This window comes from Mesorhizobium sp. ORS 3428, from assembly GCF_001854785.1.
In the GTDB taxonomy this organism is placed as follows: domain Bacteria; phylum Pseudomonadota; class Alphaproteobacteria; order Rhizobiales; family Rhizobiaceae; genus Mesorhizobium.
The window spans coordinates 135,414-154,429 of sequence record NZ_MDFL01000126.1 but is presented as its reverse complement, the minus strand read 5'-3'; the positions used below and the strand labels follow the sequence as shown (position 1 = coordinate 154,429).

Annotated in this window: 20 protein-coding genes; 15 read left to right on the top strand and 5 right to left on the bottom strand. The window is 64.9% G+C overall.

Annotation, left to right across the window (positions count from 1 at the left end):
• The first annotated feature begins 53 nt into the window (after positions 1 to 53).
• The 8 genes from ORS3428_RS19635 to ORS3428_RS19600 all read left to right on the top strand — a co-directional run bounded on the left by ORS3428_RS19635 (position 54) and on the right by ORS3428_RS19600 (position 6,540).
• Entirely contained in the window at positions 54 to 458 is a 405-nt protein-coding gene (locus ORS3428_RS19635) for an endonuclease domain-containing protein (protein WP_071099939.1), read from the top strand.
• Positions 455 to 841: a VOC family protein gene (locus ORS3428_RS19630; protein ID WP_071099938.1), complete on the top strand. Its 387-nt coding sequence runs from the start codon at positions 455 to 457 to the stop codon at positions 839 to 841. The genes ORS3428_RS19635 and ORS3428_RS19630 overlap by 4 nt, the downstream gene beginning before the upstream one ends.
• Before the next feature lie 21 nt (positions 842 to 862).
• Positions 863 to 1,354, top strand: a complete 492-nt coding sequence (locus ORS3428_RS19625; RefSeq protein WP_071099937.1) for a GFA family protein — start codon at positions 863 to 865, stop codon at positions 1,352 to 1,354.
• Positions 1,351 to 1,827 (top strand): GFA family protein, encoded by a 477-nt coding sequence (locus ORS3428_RS19620; protein WP_108723100.1) that lies wholly within the window; start codon positions 1,351 to 1,353, stop codon positions 1,825 to 1,827. Before ORS3428_RS19625 ends, ORS3428_RS19620 begins: the two co-directional genes overlap by 4 nt.
• The gene (gene pip / locus ORS3428_RS19615) at positions 1,824 to 2,780 is read left to right on the top strand and encodes a prolyl aminopeptidase (RefSeq protein ID WP_071099935.1); all 957 of its coding nucleotides are present in this window, start codon (positions 1,824 to 1,826) and stop codon (positions 2,778 to 2,780) included. The genes ORS3428_RS19620 and pip overlap by 4 nt, the downstream gene beginning before the upstream one ends.
• A 197-nt stretch (positions 2,781 to 2,977) precedes the next feature.
• A complete protein-coding gene (cimA, locus tag ORS3428_RS19610) occupies positions 2,978 to 4,594 on the top strand; it encodes a citramalate synthase (protein WP_071100256.1) in 1,617 nt (538 codons plus the stop codon).
• Between the two features lie 319 nt (positions 4,595 to 4,913).
• Positions 4,914 to 5,843, top strand: a complete 930-nt coding sequence (gene rarD / locus ORS3428_RS19605) for an EamA family transporter RarD (protein ID WP_071099934.1) — start codon at positions 4,914 to 4,916, stop codon at positions 5,841 to 5,843.
• Between the two features lie 10 nt (positions 5,844 to 5,853).
• Positions 5,854 to 6,540: a glutathione S-transferase family protein gene (locus ORS3428_RS19600; RefSeq protein ID WP_071099933.1), complete on the top strand. Its 687-nt coding sequence runs from the start codon at positions 5,854 to 5,856 to the stop codon at positions 6,538 to 6,540.
• Between the two features lie 99 nt (positions 6,541 to 6,639).
• Here the strand turns inward: ORS3428_RS19600 and ORS3428_RS19595 are convergent, their stop codons facing one another.
• Both ORS3428_RS19595 and ORS3428_RS19590 read right to left on the bottom strand, forming a co-directional pair.
• On the bottom strand, positions 6,640 to 7,635 hold the full coding sequence (locus ORS3428_RS19595; protein WP_071099932.1) for a transporter: 996 nt from the start codon (positions 7,633 to 7,635) through the stop codon (positions 6,640 to 6,642).
• A 152-nt stretch (positions 7,636 to 7,787) separates the two neighbouring features.
• The gene (locus ORS3428_RS19590; RefSeq protein ID WP_108723099.1) at positions 7,788 to 10,421 is read right to left on the bottom strand and encodes a bifunctional diguanylate cyclase/phosphodiesterase; all 2,634 of its coding nucleotides are present in this window, start codon (positions 10,419 to 10,421) and stop codon (positions 7,788 to 7,790) included.
• Between the two features lie 354 nt (positions 10,422 to 10,775).
• Between ORS3428_RS19590 and ORS3428_RS19585 the strand changes: the two genes are divergently transcribed.
• From ORS3428_RS19585 to ORS3428_RS19575, 3 genes are all read left to right on the top strand, one after another.
• Positions 10,776 to 11,747, top strand: coding sequence for an MBL fold metallo-hydrolase (locus ORS3428_RS19585; RefSeq protein ID WP_071099931.1), 972 nt, complete (start codon positions 10,776 to 10,778; stop codon positions 11,745 to 11,747).
• A 31-nt stretch (positions 11,748 to 11,778) separates the two neighbouring features.
• Positions 11,779 to 12,240 carry a tetratricopeptide repeat protein gene (locus ORS3428_RS19580; protein WP_071099930.1) on the top strand — a complete coding sequence of 154 codons (462 nt, stop codon included), beginning with the start codon at positions 11,779 to 11,781 and terminating at the stop codon, positions 12,238 to 12,240.
• A gap of 352 nt (positions 12,241 to 12,592) precedes the next feature.
• On the top strand, positions 12,593 to 13,057 hold the full coding sequence (locus tag ORS3428_RS19575; RefSeq protein ID WP_071099929.1) for a DoxX family protein: 465 nt from the start codon (positions 12,593 to 12,595) through the stop codon (positions 13,055 to 13,057).
• Here the strand turns inward: ORS3428_RS19575 and ORS3428_RS19570 are convergent.
• Positions 13,041 to 13,823, bottom strand: a complete 783-nt coding sequence (locus ORS3428_RS19570) for a glucose 1-dehydrogenase (RefSeq protein ID WP_071099928.1) — start codon at positions 13,821 to 13,823, stop codon at positions 13,041 to 13,043. The two genes, ORS3428_RS19575 and ORS3428_RS19570, sit on opposite strands and share 17 nt — an antisense overlap.
• A gap of 125 nt (positions 13,824 to 13,948) precedes the next feature.
• Positions 13,949 to 14,989, bottom strand: a complete 1,041-nt coding sequence (locus ORS3428_RS19565) for an isopenicillin N synthase family dioxygenase (protein WP_071099927.1) — start codon at positions 14,987 to 14,989, stop codon at positions 13,949 to 13,951.
• 117 nt (positions 14,990 to 15,106) lie between these two features.
• Here ORS3428_RS19565 and ORS3428_RS19560 point away from each other — a divergent pair, with 117 nt between their 5' ends.
• Both ORS3428_RS19560 and ORS3428_RS19555 read left to right on the top strand, forming a co-directional pair.
• Entirely contained in the window at positions 15,107 to 15,340 is a 234-nt protein-coding gene (locus ORS3428_RS19560) for a hypothetical protein (RefSeq protein WP_071099926.1), read from the top strand.
• Positions 15,341 to 15,343: 3 nt separating this feature from the next.
• Complete coding sequence (locus ORS3428_RS19555; RefSeq protein ID WP_071099925.1) at positions 15,344 to 16,198, top strand: hypothetical protein; 855 nt, start codon at positions 15,344 to 15,346, stop codon at positions 16,196 to 16,198.
• Positions 16,199 to 16,252: 54 nt separating this feature from the next.
• Here the strand turns inward: ORS3428_RS19555 and ORS3428_RS19550 are convergent, their stop codons facing one another.
• Positions 16,253 to 16,864, bottom strand: coding sequence for a TIGR00730 family Rossman fold protein (locus ORS3428_RS19550; protein ID WP_071100254.1), 612 nt, complete (start codon positions 16,862 to 16,864; stop codon positions 16,253 to 16,255).
• A gap of 117 nt (positions 16,865 to 16,981) precedes the next feature.
• Here ORS3428_RS19550 and ORS3428_RS19545 point away from each other — a divergent pair, with 117 nt between their 5' ends.
• Both ORS3428_RS19545 and ORS3428_RS19540 read left to right on the top strand, forming a co-directional pair.
• Positions 16,982 to 18,538, top strand: a complete 1,557-nt coding sequence (locus tag ORS3428_RS19545; protein WP_071099924.1) for a LysM peptidoglycan-binding domain-containing protein — start codon at positions 16,982 to 16,984, stop codon at positions 18,536 to 18,538.
• 143 nt (positions 18,539 to 18,681) lie between these two features.
• Positions 18,682 to 19,002: an ArsR/SmtB family transcription factor gene (locus ORS3428_RS19540; RefSeq protein ID WP_071099923.1), complete on the top strand. Its 321-nt coding sequence runs from the start codon at positions 18,682 to 18,684 to the stop codon at positions 19,000 to 19,002.
• Positions 19,003 to 19,016 lie beyond the last annotated feature (14 nt).

The following is a 19,016-nucleotide window of genomic DNA, read 5'->3' as shown; positions in this document are numbered from 1 at the left end:
AGATGGGCTGTCCCTCGCGGTTTCGCTAACCTCCAGCTTGGCGTCGCGTAGCCATGGGACACGACCTCGTTCCATCTCGTCAGCGCAAGAACGCCAAATCCATGCGGCGCGCGATGACCGATGCCGAACTGAAGCTTTGGAACGAGTTGCGTGCTCACCGACTGATGGGCATGAGCTTTCGGCGGCAGGTGCCGATAGGGCCCTATATTGTTGACTTTGCGTGCTCGGGTCATCGCATCATCGTCGAGGTCGATGGCAGCCAGCATGCCGATGCGGAACACTCTCAGCGTGACGAGGCAAGAAGTGCTTACCTAAGCGCCAGCGGCTGGACCATCCTGCGCTTCTGGAACCATGACGTGATCCGCGATATCGACAATATCTGCCAGCACATCGTGATTGCGGCCGGCTTGGCCGTCCCCGAGGTGCCGGAAACAGCAACGCAGGAGCTCGTTCCATGATCGACCATCTCGGCATCAGCGTTTCCGATTTCGAAAAGTCCAAGGCCTTCTACGACAAGGCGATGGCACCGCTGGGGGCTTCGCTGCTCTATGTGGTGCCGCAAGAATACACAGGCGGCGCCAAGGTCGGCGGCTACGGCCGCGACCGGCCGGTGTTCTGGCTGCATGAAGGCAAGGAGAAGCCGAAGGACCACCAGCATGTCGCCTTCACAGCGCGCAGCCGCGCCGAGGTGAACGCGTTCCATGCCGCGGCGCTTGCCGCCGGCGGCAAGGACAATGGCGGGCCGGGTCTGCGCCCGCATTATCACCCAAACTATTACGGCGCCTTCGTCTTCGATCCCGACGGCCACAATGTCGAGGCGGTCTGCCATGATCCGGAGTGAGCCCGTGAATTGGAGCGAACCATGAGCCTCGACAACCGGCCGGTCTATACGGGCGGCTGCCAGTGCGGCGCGGTGCGTTTCCGCGTCGAGGGGGCGCTGGGCGACGCGTCCGTCTGCCATTGCCGCATGTGCCAGAAGGCGAGCGGCAATTTCTATCTGCCGCTGGTCTCGGTCCGCGGCGCCAGGCTCGCATGGACGCGCGGCGAGCCGAAACGCTTCCGCTCGTCCAGCGCCGTCAAGCGTGGCTTCTGCGCCGAGTGCGGCACGCCGCTGACCTTCGAGGCGCCGGACGGCGTGGCATTGGCGATCGCCGCCTTCGACGATCCGGCCGCCATCGCGCCCACCATCCAGTGGGGCGTCGAGGCGAAGCTTCCCTATGTCGACGGCATTGCGAAACTGCCGTCAGAGGAGACGATGGGCGATGTCTCGTCGRCGCCTTATCTCGCAGAGCTTGTCTCCTATCAGCATCCAGACCACGACACCGACCAATGGCCGCCGGAGGAAAAACCATGACCGATGAAATTCGAACCGGGGGATGCCAGTGCGGCGCAGTGCGCTTCCGTATCCACGGCAAGCTTGGGCGCCCGTCCATCTGCCACTGCCGGATGTGCCAAAAGCAATTCGGCAATTTCTTCGGCGCGCTGGTGACGGTGCCGAAGGACGGCGTCGAATGGACCCATGAGGAGCCGAGCTACTTCCAGTCCTCGGTCAATATCGATCGCGGCTTCTGCGCCCGCTGCGGCACGCCGCTGACCTACCGCCAGCCCGGCGGGCTGGAGATCGCCATAGGCGCCTTCGACGACCGTTCGGACCTCGCGCCGCAGATCCAGGTCAACTACGCCTTCCGGCTGCCCTGGGTCGAAAAGATCTTCGAGGCGCCGATCCACGACGACCCCGACTATTACGCAAGGCAGGAGCAGATCATCTCCTTCCAGCACCCCGACCACGAGACGGCCAATTGGCCGCAGCAGGGCTTGAAACTATGACGATCCACAGCAGTTCCTCGCGCACRCACTATCCCGAGATCGAGCCGTTCGAGACCGGCATGCTCGAGGTCGGCGACGGCCACACCATCTATTGGGAACGCTGCGGCACCAAGGRCGCCAAGCCGGCTGTGTTCCTCCATGGCGGCCCGGGCGGCACCATCTCGCCGAAACACCGGCGGCTGTTCGACCCGAAACTCTACGACGTGATCCTGTTCGATCAGCGCGGCTGCGGCAAGTCGACGCCGAACGCCTCGCTCGAAGCCAACACCACCTGGCACCTCGTCGCCGACATCGAGCGGCTGCGCGAGATGTGCGGCTTCGACAAATGGCTTGTCTTCGGCGGCTCCTGGGGCTCGACGCTGGCGCTCGCCTATTCCGAGACGCATCCCGAGCGCGTCAGCGAGCTCGTCGTGCGCGGTACCCGCGCCGAGCTCGAATGGTATTACCAGTTCGGCGTCTCGGAGATGTTCCCCGACAAATGGGAGCGCTTCCAGGCGCCGATTCCCGAGGCCGAGCGCGGCGACATGATGGCCGCCTACCGCAAGCGGCTGGTTGGCTCCGACCGCAAGGCGCAGATCGAGGCGGCGCGAGCCTGGAGCATCTGGGAAGGCGAGACGATCACGCTCCTGCCGGAGCCTGAGACCAGCGATCCGTTCGCGCAGGACGACTATGCGTTGGCCTTTGCCCGCATCGAGAACCACTATTTCGTCCATGCCGGCTGGCTGGAGGAAGGTCAGCTGCTGCGCGATGCCTGGAAGCTGAAGGACATTCCCGGCACCATCGTCCACGGCCGCTACGACATGCCATGCCCGGCGCGCTACGCCTGGGCGCTGCACAAGGCCTGGCCCAGGGCGGATTTCCACCTCATCGAGGGCGCCGGCCATGCCTATTCGGAGCCCGGGATTTTGGACCGGCTGATCCGGGCGACGGATAAGTTTGCGGGAAAAATCTAGCCGATGTACGGCACTCCGTCCCACCCCCCTCTGGCCTGCCGGCCATCTCCCCCGCAAGGGGGGAGATTGGACGTTGCCGTTGGTTTCGCCAATCGCCGGCGTTGCARGGGGAGCGCCGTGGGCAAAGCTGCTGATCTCCCCCCTTGCGGGGGAGATGTCCGGCAGGACAGAGGGGGGTGCTCAAGCACCTTGCGATGATGAAAAAGCAAAGACTGTTCCTCTTCGACACGACCCTTCGCGACGGCCAGCAGACGCCGGGCATCGACTTTTCCGTCGAGGACAAGATCGCGATCGCCAAACTGCTGGACGAGTTCGGCATTGACTATGTCGAGGGCGGCTATCCCGGGGCCAACCCGACCGACACCGCCTTCTTCCAGCAGAAGTGGACGGACAGTGCGAAATTCGTCGCCTTCGGCATGACCAAGCGGGCAGGGGTCTCGGCCTCCAACGATCCGGGGCTCGCGGCGCTCGTGCAGTCGAAGTCCGACGCCATCTGCTTCGTAGCCAAGAGCTGGGACTATCATRTGCGCGTGGCGCTCGGCTGCACCAATGAGGAAAACCTCGAGGCGATCAGGGTCTCGGTCGAGACAGCCGTCGCGGCCGGCAAGGAGGCGATGGTCGACTGCGAGCATTTCTTCGACGGCTTCAAGGCCAATCCTGCCTACGCGCTGGCCTGCGCCAAGACCGCCTGTGATGCCGGCGCGCGCTGGGTGGTGCTGTGCGACACCAATGGCGGCACGCAGCCTTCGGAGGTGCGAGCCATCGTCGGGAAGGTGATTGAAGGCGGCATTCCAGGCGACCATCTCGGCATCCACGCCCATGACGATACCGGCCAGGCGGTCGCCAATTCGCTCGCCGCCGTCGAGGCCGGCGTACGCCAGATCCAGGGTACGCTGAACGGCATCGGCGAGCGCTGCGGCAATGCCAATCTGGTCACCATCATCCCGACGCTTGCACTGAAGCCGGCCTTCGCCGACCGCTTCGAGACCGGCATTTCGGCCGAGGCGCTGACGGGCATCTCGCGGCTGTCGCGGGCGTTCGACGAACTCTTGAACCGGGCGCCGGAAGCGCAGGCGCCCTATGTCGGCTCGTCCGCCTTCGCCACCAAGGCCGGCATCCATGCCTCAGCGATTGCCAAGGAGCCGGCGACCTATGAGCATGTGCCGCCGGAGGCGGTCGGCAACCGCCGCCGCGTCATGGTTTCCGACCAGGGCGGCAAGGCGAATTTCCTCGCCGAGCTGAAGCGGCGCGGCATCGACGTGCCGAAGGACGACCGCCGCCTTGACGCCCTGATCGCCGTCGTCAAGGAGCGCGAGGCCGAGGGGTATGCCTATGAAGGCGCCGACGCTTCGTTCGAGCTGCTGGCGCGCAAGATGCTGCACGGCCTGCCGGAGTTCTTCAACGTCACCTCGTTTCGCTGCATGGTCGAGCGCCGCTTCGACGCCAACGGCAATCTGAAGACCGTCTCCGAGGCGATCGTCAAAGTGATGGTCGATGGCGAGGAGAAGATGTCGGTGGCCGAAGGCCACGGCCCCGTCAACGCGCTCGACATCGCGCTGCGCAAGGACCTCGGCAAGTACCAGAGCGAGATCGCCGACCTCGAGCTCGCCGACTTCAAGGTGCGTATCTTGAACGGCGGCACCGAGGCCATCACCCGCGTTCTCATTGAATCGCATGATTCCTCGGGCGCCCGCTGGTGGACGGTCGGCGTCTCGGAAAACATCATCGACGCCTCCTTCCAGGCGCTGATGGATTCGATCATCTACAAGCTGATGAAGAACCGCGAGATGGCGGGACTGGTGGCGGCGGAGTAGCGCCGCCGCCCTTCCTCGCCCCCGCGGAGCGGGGGGAGAGGTGTCCCGGCGCAGCCGGGACGGAGAGGGGGGCGACGCCCGCGAAGCCAGAGTCCGATGCAAGAGAGAGTGCGAGGCTGGTCACGAGTTACTTTGTCCCTGAGCGGTAAACTGTCAGCCGCCGCGCTGCCCCTCTCCGTCTCGGCTTCGCCGGGCCACCTCTCCCCAATTCGTGGGGCGAGGAAACTGCACACCCCGCATGAACCATCAGCGGAAGTCCATTGATCCATCAGAAATTTGCGATGGTCTTGGAGGACCGCCTGGGCCATAGCGTGGGACGATGGTCACCGAAACAGCTCAGCTCGATCAAGACGCGAAGGCCCGCCGCGGCTTTCTCCTGGCCCTTGGCGCCTATTTCCTGTGGGGGCTCTTGCCCTTCTACATGAAGGGCGTAGCACATCTGCCGCTCGCCGAAGTGATCGCCAACCGCATCGTCTGGTCGGTGCCGATCGCCGCATGCGTTCTGGTCTGGGCCGGCCGCACGGCCGATTTCAAGGTCGCGATCCGCACGCCGAAGAGCATCGCCATGGCAGCGCTGACGGCGGTGCTGATCTCGATCAACTGGGGCATCTATGTCTGGGCGATCGCGGTCGACCGGACCGTCGAGACTGCGCTCGGCTATTACATCAACCCGCTGGTCAGCGTCGTCGTTGGCGCCCTGCTGCTCGGCGAGCGGCTCGACCGGCTGCAGATCTCGGCGGTGGTGCTGGCCGCGATCGCGGTAGCGGTGCTCACGGTCGAGGCCGGCAAGCTGCCCTGGGTGTCGCTGGCGCTCGCCTTCTCCTTCGCCGCCTACGGCTTCTTCCGCAAGACGCTGCCGATCGGCCCCAGCCAGGGCTTCCTGCTCGAGGTGATGCTGCTTTCGGTGCCGGCTCTCTGCTACATCGCCTACCTGATAGCCACCGGCCAGGACCATCTTTTCTCCAGCAACGCGAAAGACACCGCGCTGCTGATTGGCTGCGGCCCGATAACGGCGGTGCCGCTTCTGCTCTTTGCCTTCGGCGCCAGGCTGCTGCGGCTCTCCACCATCGGCATCATGCAGTATATCGCGCCGACCATGGTATTCCTGATCGCCGTGCTCATCTTCGACGAACCTTTCGGCACCATCCAGGCCATCGCCTTCGCGCTGATCTGGACGGCGCTTGCAATGTACAGCTGGTCGATGTTCAGGGGCCGCGAGGTCCGTCAGCCGGCACCCGCGACAAGGTAAGGGTGGTTCGATGTATGTACTGCATATCGGCAACAAGAACTATTCGTCCTGGTCGCTGCGGCCGTGGGTGCTGATGCGCACCCTGGGCATTCCCTTCGAGGAGCGGCTGACGCCATTCCCGACCGGACCGAGTTTCAGCCTCTTCCGGCCGTTCTCGCCGAGTGGCCGTGTGCCTTGCCTCGTCGACGACGGCTGGGCGGTCTGGGATTCGCTCGCAATCGTCGAATATCTGGCCGAGCGCCATGAGGGCGTCTGGCCGGCGGACGCCAGAGCGCGTGCCTGGGCGCGGTCGGCCGCCGCCGAAATGCATTCGAGTTTCACGGCGCTGCGCAACCTCTGCCCGATGAGCTGTGGTGTGCGCGTCGAGCCGTTCCCCATGTCCGATGCTCTGAAGCACGATCTTTTCCGCCTGGGCGACCTCTGGAACGACGGCCTTGCCCGTTTCGGCGGTCCGTTCCTGGCCGGCGACCGCTTCAGCGCCGCTGACGCCTTCTTCGCCCCGGTAGCGTTCCGCGCGCAGTCCTATGGCCTGACCTTCGAAGGTGCCGCCGCTGCCTATCCGAAGCGGCTGCTCGATCTGCCGGCCATGYGCGAATGGTACGCAGCCGGCCTCGCCGAGACATGGCGTGAACCCGACCACGAGGCCGAGATCCAGGCCGCCGRCAAGGTCGTCGAGGATTTGCGCGCTACCGCTTAGAGCGGTTCACCGTTTCACGGAAACGCAGAACCGCTCTTTGTTTTGACGCAATTCCGGACGGAAAACCGTTTCACACTTTTCCTGGAATTGCTCTTGCCGTTACACGCGCCCGAGCCGCCGCACGACCATATAGACRATCCCGGCGATGACGATCGATATCGCCGTCACCACCCAGAAGCCGAAAGGTGTGTCGACCAGCGGCAGCCCGCCGACATTCATGCCGAACAGGCCGGAGATGATGGTCATCGGCAGCAGCACCGCCGTCATGACGGAGAGGATGTAGAGCAGCTGGTTCGACTGCTCCGTCAGCTTCGCCATCAGCTCGTCCTGTAAGAGCCGGGTTCGCGCCTGCAACTGCTCGCCGTCGTGGTGCAGCGTGCGCGCCCGGTGCGAGAGCCTTGTCGCCATGTCGTTGATCGGGTCCGGCAGGTCGTCGCGATGCGAATGGTCGAGATGGCGGAAGAGGTTGGTGAGCGTCGCCATCTGCCGGTGGATGATCACCAGATGCCGGCGCGCGTCGACCAATGCCTGCCGCTCATTGTGCCATGCGTCGCAGACGATGCGGTCCTCGATGCCGTCCAGCGTGTCGCCCATCCTGTCGAGCTCACCCGACATGCCGTCGAGCGACTGGCCCATCACCGCCTCGATCAGCGAGGCCGGCGAGGGGAATTTGCGCGATCCGCTCTCCACCGCCTTGCGGATCTTGTCGACCGATTCCAGCGGCTGCTTGCGCGCGCCGATCAGCGTCGTGTCGTTGAAAGCGAATCGGAAATGGGTGAGCCCGCGCGCCTCCGAGAAATCGTGCCTGAGGTCCGGCAGATCGCCATAGAGCCAGTCATCCTCGAAGTCGATGTGGCAGCCATGGCTGGGCGACAGGAAGGCCTCGCGCACCGGCGCCGGCAGCGCCTGCTCAGCACCGATCTCCTGGCGGGCGCGCATGTTCGTGATCTGGTAGCTGCGCCACGTCCAGCGCGCTGCGGCGGGGTCCTTGGTGCGCAGCCCGTCGGCGGTGAAATGATAGATGAAGAACAGCCCGTGGTCGTCGGGCAGATAGGGCGACAGGTTGGTGCTTTCGTTGGGGGCAGCGATGTTCATGGCGGCTTCGCCGGCTCTTCATGCGGTCGAGGCCGCGGAGGCGGCCAGGCGGCGTTTCTAGCACGCGCGAATCTGCATTCGTGTGACAGTTCGGTGACTGCGGGCGTGCCCCGGCCCGCATCCGCGCGGTCGAAAACGCATTCGGCAGAAGTCTAGCCCGTGGCCAGCCATTTGCGGGACTGAGCGAAGTCCCTGAAGGCTTTGGCGTCCATTGGTCGGCCGAAGGCGTAGCCCTGCAGGATGTCGCAGCCGAGCTCTTTCAAAATGCGCGCGTGTTCCATCGTCTCGACGCCTTCCGCGACCACCTCTATGCCCAGTGATTTGCCGATCTCTATGATCGACGACACCAGCCGGCGCTGCGCCCCCGAGCGGGTGATCGGCGTGACGAGCTGGCGGTCGATCTTGAGGCGGCGCGGCTGCAGCTTGAGCAAGCTGACGACCGACGCATAGCCAGTGCCGAAATCGTCGATCTCGATGTCGATGCCGAGTTCCTTGATGTGTTCGATGTTCCAGGCGACGAGGTTGTCATTCTCATCGAGGAAAATCGACTCCACGAGCTCGAACGATAGCGTTCCTTCCTTGATCGCGAGCTTGCGCAGGCCCTCGATCAGATCCTTGTCCTCCAGGCGTCTTGCCGAGACGTTGACCGACACGCGGGGAATGTTGAGGCCGTCGAGCGTCCAGAGCTCGAAATTCTCCAGCGCCTGCTCAAGGATCGCGCAGTCGATCAGCGAGACGACATTCAATTCCTCGGCCACCTTCAGGAAGACGTCGGGGGTGAGGATGCCGCTTCGTGGATGCCGCCAGCGCGACAGGGCCTCGACGCCGACGATCTCCAGGGTCTTGGCGCAGAACTGCGGCTGGTAGTAGGCGACGAACTCGTTGCCTTCGAGCCCGCCGAGGATCTCGTCGGCGGTCTGCTTGGTCTTCACAATCTCGCTCTGCAGTTCTTCGTTGAAGAACTCGTAGCGATTGCGGCCGCGGCCCTTTGCCCGGTAGAGCGCAAGGTCGGCATTGATCAGCAACTGCTTTGCGTCGACGCCGTTGTTGGCCGCAATGCCGATGCTGACGCCGAACCGGCACTGGTGCCCCTGGTAGTCGACAGGCTGGCGTATCTGCTCGATGATGCGGTCGGCGAGCCCGGCGAGCTGGTCGTCGCTGCGCCCATGGCTGACCACCACGAATTCGTCRCCGCCGATGCGCGCCACGAAATCGGATATCGCGGCATTTGCCTTGATGACCTTCGACGCATGGATCAACATGGCGTCGCCCGCAGCGTGACCGAGCGTGTCGTTGATGTGTTTGAAGCGGTCGAGGTCGAGATGCAGCAGCGCGGTGTGCCCGCCGGCCTGGTCGCTTCCTGCCAGCATCTGGTCGAGATAGCGGCGGTTGGGCAGGCCGGTCAGGGAATCGTGCRGCGCCACATGCTCGATCCGCGCCTTGGCGGCTTCCAATTCGGCATTCTTCGACTCCGAAACCTGGCGTTCCCGCACCAGGTTCTCGTTGAGCAGCACATCGCTGGTCACGTCCCATTCGGCCCCGATCATCCTGGGCCTGCCGTCGCTGTCCTGGAAGTAGCTCGCACGCGCCCGCACATGGCGGATGGTACCGTCCTGGCGAAGCAGCCGGTACTGCGAGGAATAGGGACCCTTGGCAGCCACGGCCAGGTCGAACTCGCGCCGAGCCCGAGCGACGTCCTCGGGGTGGATCGCTAGGGCCCAGTCGTCATAGCTGGGCGGCGTTCCATCGACCGGCTTGCGGTAGATTTCATTGACGCGGTCGTCCCACATTAACTCGTTGGTGGCGAGGTCTTGCTCCCACACGCCGATGCCTGAAGCCTCTAGCGCCAGTTCCAGCCTGCCGGACAGGCGCCTCAATTCGGCATAGTTCTTCTGCCTTTCGCCAAACAACCGCCCGGCCACCAGGATGGGCAGCACCACCAGCGCGGCGRCGAGCCCGATGAGGGCACGCAAATCCCACTCGTTCTTCGGCACGGTCGGCCAACCGCCCTTGGGTATGGCGGAAATCTGCCATGAGCCTGAAGGCAATTTCACTTCAGCCGTCACTGGATTGCCCGCCGCGACATTGCCGCCGCCAAAGAAACGTTCGCCGCTGCTTCCCAGACCGTCTTTGCCGGTGAGTGCCACATCGATGTCGAGGCCGGGGTCGCTGAGACCGCTCGCCGCATAGAGCCGGTCGACATCGACCACCGCCGAGACGATGCCCCAGAAACGCTCGCCGCCACCCGCCGTCGGCACGAAGACGGGGATGCGTTCGATGAAGCCACGTCCGCCCTGTGCGAGGTCGACCGGACCTGCCAGCACCGCCATACGCTGGTCGCGCGCACGAAGCGCCGCCATGCGTTGCGACTCGTTCTTGCGGTAGTCGAGCCCGATCGCTCTCTCGTTGCCCTCCACGGGATACATCAGCGAAATGACGAGATCCGGCGCGCCGCCGATATTGCGCAACTGCGATTTCTGCTTGAAGAGATTGGCGGCGAGAGAGGCAAATCTCTGCTGGCCCATATAAGGCTCGGTGACGATGGTCGAGACGAGGCCCTGAACCAGCTGGAGATTGCCGTTGATGTTGCCTTCGAGCTTGGCGCGGATGAGGTTGACCTTGTCGAGCACGTCGGCGCGCGTGAGCTGATCAGAGATCCCTCTATTCTGCTGATCGACGAAGACCGCACAGATCAGGAGCACGACAAAAGCAATCGCCGCCGGCAAGTTGGCGTAGGAAAAAACGGCCTCCGTGACGCGGCCGAGGCTGAACCCTGCTCTGATCAAATTCGACCGAATGCCTTTCCTGGACTGCGGTCCATGGGTCGAACCTAGGAGAAAGTACTTAAATCAAAACTTCCGCGATGGCCGGAAATCTCAGCATCGCGGGCCTCCGTCCCGGCGTTCGGTGCGCAAATTGAAACCATGCTTAACGCCGGCTAACCGGGTCGGGCCCCTGTCCTTCATTCCTCGAAAATTCTTCCGCGTCCCGGGAATAAAGCCCGGACCTTCCGGGTCTTGCTGTGTAGCGAGGCCGGCCCTGCAAGGCTCGGGCCGTCACCGGAGGGAATGCTCACGTGGGCGCAGCCGGCCAGGAAAACAGGAAACCACCGCCACCGCAGCCACTAGAGGAGACTTCTGATGTTCAACATGACACGCCGCATGGTGCTCGGATCCGCGGCGGCCGCGGCCGCCTTCGGCATTGCCGGCAAGCTGGAATTCGCTTCCGCCGCCTTCGCCGAAACCCCGGTCGAACCGCTGCTCGGCTTCTTCAAATACAAGGTGGGCTCGCTCGAGGTCACCGCCGTCTATGACGGCATCTGGCGCAAGCCGCACGATCCGGCCTTCATCAAGGATGTGTCGGTCGACGACACCAAGGCCGCACTCGCCAAGGCCGGGCTTACCACCGACTTCATGCCGATTCCGCTCACCGTCGTCGTGCTCAACATGAACGGCCGCACCATAATGATGGATGCTGGCTCCGGCGTCGGCCAGTGGCAGGCCAATGCGACGCATCTGCCGGCCAACATGAAGGCCGCCGGTATCGACTACAAGGCGATCGACACCATCATGATCTCGCATTTCCATCCGGACCATGTCTGGGGCCTGATGGAAAAGGGCAGCAACGCGCCGGTGTTCCCGAATGCCGAGCTCATCGTCAACGCCGCCGAATACAATTGGTGGACCGACCCGAGCCGGCTCGCCAAGCTTCCGGAGGGCCGCAAGCCGGCGGGCAAGCGCATCGCCGAGAATTTTCCGAAGTGGAAGAACTGGAAGCTGGTCGAGGACGGCACGGAGGTGGTGCCCGGCATCCGCATCATGGCCGCGCCCGGCCACACGCCCGGCCATTCCGTCTACCATGTCGATGCCGGCTCCGAGCAGTTCCTGGTCTCGGCCGACACCATGTATGTGCCGGCGCTGCTCGCACCGCATCCCGAATGGCAGGGCGCTTACGACCAGGACGGGCCGATGGCGGTCACTACGCGCCACAGGGTCATCGACCAGGTGATCGCCGACAACGTCCGCATCTGCGGCTCGCATTTCCCGTTCCCGGGCACCGGCAGCTTCGTCAAGGACGGCAACGCCTACGCCTTCACCCCAATCCAGATCTGAATCGAATTCTGAGAAGAAAGCGACAACGCCAATGAAACACTTAACTTTCGCGCTGCTCGGCGCCATTGCGGTGCTGACCGCGGCCCCGATCGCCGTCGCCGTCCCGGCCTATGCCGTGGACGACATCGAAGCCGCCGACGCGCCGGATCTGACGGCGGTGAAGGCCAAGATCGACGCCAAGGACTACAAGGGCGCGCTGGCCGAACTACRCGACCTCGCGCAGGACACCCAGCAGGCCGACGTCTACAATCTGCTCGGCTTCACGCTGCGCAAGACAGGCGACTACCAAACCTCGCTGACCTACTACACCAAGGCGCTGGAGCTTAAGCCCGACCACAAGGCCGCCCATGAATATCTGGGCGAGCTCTATGTCGAGACCGGCGACATGGCCAAGGCCAGGGAGCAGCTCGCCTCGCTRCAAAAACTCTGCCCAGCGGGCTGCGAGGAGCTTTCCGACCTTAAGCAGGCCATCGACACCAAGGTGACGAAGTAAGGGTTTTGAGCGCGGGTCCTCGCCCTGACGAGTGGGGGGTGGTCGCGAAGTAGCGGCTGGAGCGCAGACATCGCCAATGTATGCGCCGCCCCTCATCCGCCTGCTGGCACCTTCTCCCGTATAGTGACGGGGAGAAGGGGATGGCCGCGCGCTCGGCACCTCTCTGGCAACGCTACCGATTGGCGAAATCGCCGACGAGAGCGCTCCTCTCCCCGTCACTATACGGGGAGAGGATGCCGGCAGGCAGGTGAGGGGCAGCGCGACGCTTGGGGGAAAGTCGCCTTGCCCTCGCGAAAGTACACATCGGGCAGACGGTTCGGAGCCTGCCGACATAACCCTATCGGRGCCGACCATGACACCGACTGAACTCATCGAGAAGCTTCATGCCTGGGACGCAGTGCTGCTTGCCGGCCGCCTGCTTCTGTCCCTGATCTTTGTGCATGAAGGCTTTGAGCTTGCGACCCATTTCGAGGGCGCTGAGAAAGCGATGGCCGCGCTCGGCATCGGCACACCGCTTCTCGTTGCCACCATCGCGCTGCAGCTCGGCGCTGGCCTGTCCGTCGCGTTCGGCATCCTGGCGCGGCTCGGCGCGGTCGGGCTCGGTCTCTTCTGCCTGATGACTGCAAGCCTCTTCCACACCAACTTCGCCAGCCAGAACGAGCTCCTGCATTTCGAGAAGGACCTGGCGGTCGCCGGCGGCATGTTCATCCTGGCGCTCAGCGGCTCGGGGAGGTTGTCGGTGGATAGGGTGCTCGTTGGAATGATGAAGGGCAGGGCGGCTAAAGGCGTCGGGCGCCCCTTTACAACACACTCGTAATCCCGCCATCCACCAGCAGCGTCTGTCCCGTGACGAAGCTTGCGGCGTCGGAGGCCAGGAACACGGCAGCACCCGCGAGTTCCTCTACGTCGCCCCAGCGCCGCATCGGCGTGCGGCCGGTGAGCCAGCTCGAGAATGTCTCGTCAGCGACGAGCGCGACGTTGAGCTCGGTCTTGAAATAGCCCGGCGCGATCGCGTTGACGCGCACGCCATGCTGGCCCCATTCGCCGGCCATCGACTTGGTCAGCATGGTGATCGCCCCCTTTGTCGCCGCGTAGGGCGCGATCGAGGGGCGGGCGAGCACGCTCTGCACCGAGGAGACGTTGATGATCGCACCCTTGCGCCGCGCGATCATGCCTTTCACCGCCGCGCGGCTCACCTTGAACACGCCGTCGAGATTGGTCGCCATCAGTGCGTCCCAGTCGGCATCGCTGAAGGTTTCGAGCGGCGCGCGGCGTTGGACGCCGGCATTGTTGACCAGGATGTCGATCGGGCCGGTCTCCGCTTCCGCCGCCGCGATCGCGCGATCGACCGACTGCGTGTCGGTCACGTCGATCACCGATTCCGCAACTGTGTAGCCCTCGGCGCGCAGCCTGTCGCCCGCCGCTTTCAGGTCTTCCGCCTTGCGGCCGCCGAGCGTGACGCGCGCGCCGGCGCCGGCAAGCGCCTCCGCGAAGGCGAGCCCCAGCCCGCGGCTGGCGCCCGTGATGAAGGCATGCCTGCCCTCGAGGCTGAAGAGGCGGCCGAGATAGTCAGTCGAACGCAATTTGCACCTTCATCGATCTTGTCGCCGGCAAGCCCGCCGACTGGCAGCAGCGTGCCGCGCGGCTTGATGGAGTGCAAGGTGTCGCCGACATCCGTTGCGGGGACCCCCCGAGTCGGCGGAGGGCCTTACGCCGCTGCCGGCCGCCTTGGCTTTCGCAGGTTCTTCACCCCGGCCATCTCGACGAAGTTCGTCGCCGACTCCCAGAGGTAGTCGCCGTAGAGGAAGGGCGCGAAGTCGCTGGCGCCCTTGATAGGCAGCGGCGCGATCTCGGCGTCGACGCGCGGCTCGTAGAAGAAGGGGATGGAATAGCGCGCCGTCTTCGGCGCGATCACGCGGTGGCGCGTCGCCTGCACCACGCCCCCCGTCCAGCGCTCGAGCAGCTGGCCGAAATTCACCGCCAGTGTGCCGTCGGCGGGCGGAACGTCGATCCATTCGCCGGCATGGTTCTTGGCCTGCAGGCCTTCGACGCCGTCCTGCGCAAGCAAGGTCACGAAGCCGGAATCGGCATGCTCGCGGCCGATGACCAGCCGGCGCTCGCCTTTGTGAACGACCGAATATTCCGGTCGCGACAGGTCGACCGAGCCGTCCTCGGTGCGCAGCGGATAGCGGATCAGCCGGAGCGTCGAGATGCCGCCGTGGAAATGGCCGTTGAAGGTATCCTCCTTGAGGCCGAGGCTGCGCGCGATCGAGGCCATCAGCGCGGCGCCCACCTTTTCCATCGAGCGGTAGTAATGGGCCGCGGCCGCCCTCCAGCCGGGCACGTCGCCGTCAGCGGGAAGCGGCGTGCGCTCCAGGAGCGGGTCATCCGCGGCGAGGTCGGCATCGGCATGCGCGATGTCCGGCCCCATGTCGATGCCTTCCTTGTAGGACACCGCGGTCGGCTGCAGCGGGAACCAGCCGCGATAGTAGTTCGACCTCGACGGATCGAAATTCCAGCGCCGCAGCTTCTGCTTTTCCGTGTCCGGCAGCTCGAAGATCTTCAACAACTCGCCGCGCCGCTCGCGGGTTAGAAGCTCGGCGCCCGGAAAGCCGCGCGCGGTCATGAAGCCGATGCCGGAGGCGGCCGCGAGGATCTGGCGGTCGGTCTCCTCGCGCGCGGCCGAGGGCGGCCCGAACAGCGGGGCGATGTCGATTGCGGGGATCGTCTCGGTGGTCTCGTGGCTCATCTTTCAATCCTTGCGATCTCGGGAACCGGCGTGCAGCAATCAATCCCGCCGACAGGATAGGGCCATCGGTCATGCGCCAAATCAAGCCGGCATTCCTGTAACCGGCAGGAGCTTCTCTTGGTCGGGGTCGGCCCCTACACGCTGCTCGCCCTTGCGGCAGCCTTCCAGGCATGGCGGCGGATCCGGCAAGGGGACAGGGCGCGTTCTGCCGGCACCCGGCTGGCGCTGCCGCTGACAGCCTGGCTTTCGCTCGATGCGATGCAGCGCGCCTGCCGTGAGGACTGGGCTGTGGCCTCGCAAACTGGCAAGATGCTGGTGGCCGCCGGATGCGTCCGGGGGCGAGGGGGATAGGCCATGGCTTTGCTTCAATTCGATGTCGCCGGCGAACAGATCTCAAACGATGAGACGGAAGAGGTCATCCGCGAGGCGGAACCGCGCCGCAGCCTGGTCCGCTACCGGCCCGATGGCGGCGAGCTGTTCATCCATACCCGGGTGAACCTTGAGCTTCTGCGGGCCGCGGCTGCGCTTCCGATCCTGCTCCTGAAGCTCACCCCGCGCGCAAACGAATTGACGCCGCGCGATGCCCTGCTGACGCCCAAGGGATCGATGCGGAATTACGCTTTTCTGGAAAGGCTTTGCGAGGATCTGGCCGCTGCAAGTTGCCCGGCTTGCTATATCGCGGAGCAGCACGGCGAGGGGCGCCGGGATTTCTACTTTACGACCGAAGACGTGGCCGGCTTCGAGCGGATAGCCCACGCCGCCGCCGAGGCGCTGGCCTTTCCGCTCGCCATCGAGCAGCAATCGCTTGCTGCGGTGGCGCCGCTCATTCTTCCCACCGAGGCGATTGGCGACCTCGATCTGGATATCGACGCGGCTGCCTGCATCCGGCCGACGCGCTTCGAGTTCTGGGGCGCGGAGCCCGCACTGAAAAAGCTGTGCGCCGAGCTCGAAAAGCGCGGCTATCGTTTCCTCGACTTCGAGGCGTTGTCCCGTGAATTGCGGATGGCAAAGAACGTGCCGATCGACGGAGAAGGGTTCGGGGCGGTTTTGAAGGAAATCGTTCCTTTGGCCCRTTCGCTGCAATGCAGCTATTGCGGCACCGAGACCGTCGAAGGGCGCGACCAGTTCCTGCTCACCCGCCCATTGCCCGAGCGCTACACCGGCGCGTCGCGGGCGGGCCTTTTCCGTCGCATCTTTGGTCRCTCATGATGAATGTCTAGGCAATAGGCGCCGTCCTTCCCTACTGCCTATTCCCTTACTGCCTTACATTTTGTCTATCACCGACTGCACGCCTTCCGTCGGCGCGTCGACCGACGATCCCGCCACCATGATGGCGGCGACGATTGCCTCGGGGTCGTTGACCACCAGCGGCTTCACCCTATGTGCGGTGTGAATGAAGCCTTCGCCCGACATGTGCTCGATCAGCGCCAGCATCGGGTCCCAGAAGCCTTTGACGTTGGCGAATACGATAGGCTTGCGGTGATGGCCGAGCTGCGCCCAAGTCATGATCTCGACGGTCTCCTCGACCGTGCCGATGCCGCCCGGCAGCGCCACGAAGGCATCGGATTTCTCGAACATCCGGTGCTTGCGCTCGTGCATGTTTTCGGTGATCAAAAGCTCGTCGAGCCTGTCGAGAGCGGTCTCCGAGGCCTCCCTGTTGATCAGGAAGCGCGGGATGATGCCGGTCACCTTGCCGCCGGCCTTGAGCGCGCCGTCGGCTACGGCGCCCATGATGCCCTTTGTGCCGCCGCCATAGATCAGGCGCAGGCCCGACTTCGCCAGCGAGCGGCCGAGCAGGTGGCCGGCCTTCAAATAGGCCTCGTCGCGGCCTGGAGACGAACCGCAATAGACGCAGACGGACCGAATCGTGTTCATGGTGATGATTGGTATGGGGACCGTTGGCGCGGTCAAGCCCATGGATGGRCTTTTTCTTGTAGCACTGGTGAAAACACGCTAGACCGGCGTTAGGTGGCTAAGGGGGCACAAAAGAATATGGCTATCAATCCTTCCAGGGCGTTCTTGTTCGCGGCGGGCGGCGTTGCCGTCGTCGCGGCGGTCGCCTACGGCTCGGGCGCGCTCGATCCATACGTCAACAGCCGGAATCCGGCTCAGGTCGCGCCGCTTGCGCAGGGGGACACGAAACCGGCTGAAACCGGCAGCACATCCACCGAGGMGCGCTTGCCGCAGGCGCCGGCCCCAGCCAACACGACGGCTCCGGCCAACAACACGATGGCGCCGGCCAACAAGATGGCGCCCGCCAACAACGCCATGGCTCCGGCCGCGCCCGCCACGACAGCTCCGGCAGCCCCTGCGCCGGCCGCTCAGGCGCCCGCTGCCGCCGGTCCGACGCTGCCGACCTTCGATGTCGTGCGCGTCGAAGGCAACGGCTCGATCGTTGTTGCCGGCAGTGCCGCGCCCAGTGCCAAGGTCGAGATCCTGAATGGCGGGACGGTGCTCGGCTCGACCGATGCCGGTCCTGACGGCGCCTTCGCCGTCGTGCTCGACGATCCGCTGAAGCCGGGCGACTACACGATCACGCTGCGCGCCACCGCCGGCGGCGTCGTCGTCGCTTCCGCGCAGACCGCCGTCGTCTCGGTGCCCAAGAGCCCGACCGGCCAGGTGCTGGCGATGGTCGAGGAGCCGGGCAAGCCGTCCGAATTGCTCACCGTTCCGCAGCCTGAGGCCAAGCCGGCAGCACCGGCCGCCACCGGCCAGGCAGCCGCTCCCGCCGCTCAGGCGCCAGCCGCTGCCGCGCCCGCGCCATCTGCATCGGCGCCGGCCGCGACTGCTCCGGCCGCAACCGACCAGGCTTCCGCACCGGTAACACAGGCTCCGGCGGCCGCGGCCGGCGAGCCCAAGATCGCCGTCGAGGCGGTGGAGATCGACGGCGGCAAGATCTTCGTTGCAGGCACAGCCGATCCGGGCCGCAAGGTGCGAGCCTATGCCGACGACATGCTGCTCGGCGAGGCCAAGACCTCGCCCGACGGGCATTTCCTGATCGAGGCGGCGCGCGATATCCCGGTTGGCAACCACACCATCCATGTCGACGGCCTCGCCGATGACGGCGTGAAGGTCGTCGCCCGCGCCGCCGTGCCGTTCGAGCGTGAGCCTGGCGAATCCGTCGCCGCCGTCGCGCCGAACGAGGCCAAGCCCGCAGAAACCAAGCCGGCACAGGTCCCGGGTGCGGGGTCCCAGTCTGGGCAGGCCCAGCCCGGGCAGGCCAAGCCTGCCGAGACGGCTGGGCCCCAACCCAAGGTCGCGGAAGCAAAGCCATCGGCCGATGTGCCCGAGACCGTCTCACCGAAGCTCGAGCATGCCGATGGCTCCGTCATCATCCGCCGCAACGACACGCTGTGGCGCATCTCGCGCCGCGTCTATGGCTATGGCACGCGCTACTCGACCATCTACCTCGCCAACCAGGACCAAATCCGCAACCCCGACCGCATCTGGCCCGGCCAGGTCTTCAAGGTTCCCGGCAAGTCGAAGGAAGGCGAGACGGCCGACATGAAGGCCATGGGCGACCAGATGACCACGCCGAAGACGGAGTAGGGGTGGCCGGTGTTTAATCGCGCCAGTCGYGATCCTTCACACCCCCCTCTGTCCCGCCAGCGTCGAAGGTTGGCTTGCAGCGACAAAGCTACCCACCAGCCTAGCTTGCCCTCGCGCCGTTCATCGTCTATCGCCGATGAACGATGATCGAATCCCCCTCCGAAAACCGTGCCTGTGACAGCCGCGCCATCGCGGCGCGGTTTGCGGCGCTGGCGCATCCGGCGCGCATCGAGATCCTCAAGCATCTCGCCGCCAGCCGTTGCTGCTCCTGCCGCGAGGTGGTCGACCATCTCGACCTCGCCCAATCGACCGTTTCGCAACATCTGAAAATCCTGGTCGAGGCAGGGCTCGTCCGCTTCGAGGCCGACCGCCAGCGCTCGCGCTACGCGGTCGACCACGCGGCGCTCGCCGGCGTATCCGGCTTGCTCGATCAACTCGTCAACTCCTGCTGCTCCAGCCGCTGACCCTCTCACCCAAA

Bases quoted from the DNA above. Each gene is read 5' to 3' on its own strand.
- ORS3428_RS19635 (WP_071099939.1), top strand. From the start codon at position 54: ATGGGACACGACCTCGTTCCATCTCGTCAGCGCAAGAACGCCAAATCC.
- ORS3428_RS19630 (WP_071099938.1), top strand. From the start codon at position 455: ATGATCGACCATCTCGGCATCAGCGTTTCCGATTTCGAAAAGTCCAAG.
- ORS3428_RS19620 (WP_108723100.1), top strand. From the start codon at position 1,351: ATGACCGATGAAATTCGAACCGGGGGATGCCAGTGCGGCGCAGTGCGC.
- ORS3428_RS19550 (WP_071100254.1), bottom strand. From the start codon at position 16,864: ATGAACACGATTCGGTCCGTCTGCGTCTATTGCGGTTCGTCTCCAGGC.
- rarD (WP_071099934.1), top strand. From the start codon at position 4,914: ATGGTCACCGAAACAGCTCAGCTCGATCAAGACGCGAAGGCCCGCCGC.
- ORS3428_RS19575 (WP_071099929.1), top strand. From the start codon at position 12,593: ATGACACCGACTGAACTCATCGAGAAGCTTCATGCCTGGGACGCAGTG.
- ORS3428_RS19565 (WP_071099927.1), bottom strand. From the start codon at position 14,989: ATGAGCCACGAGACCACCGAGACGATCCCCGCAATCGACATCGCCCCG.
- ORS3428_RS19585 (WP_071099931.1), top strand. From the start codon at position 10,776: ATGTTCAACATGACACGCCGCATGGTGCTCGGATCCGCGGCGGCCGCG.
- ORS3428_RS19540 (WP_071099923.1), top strand. From the start codon at position 18,682: ATGATCGAATCCCCCTCCGAAAACCGTGCCTGTGACAGCCGCGCCATC.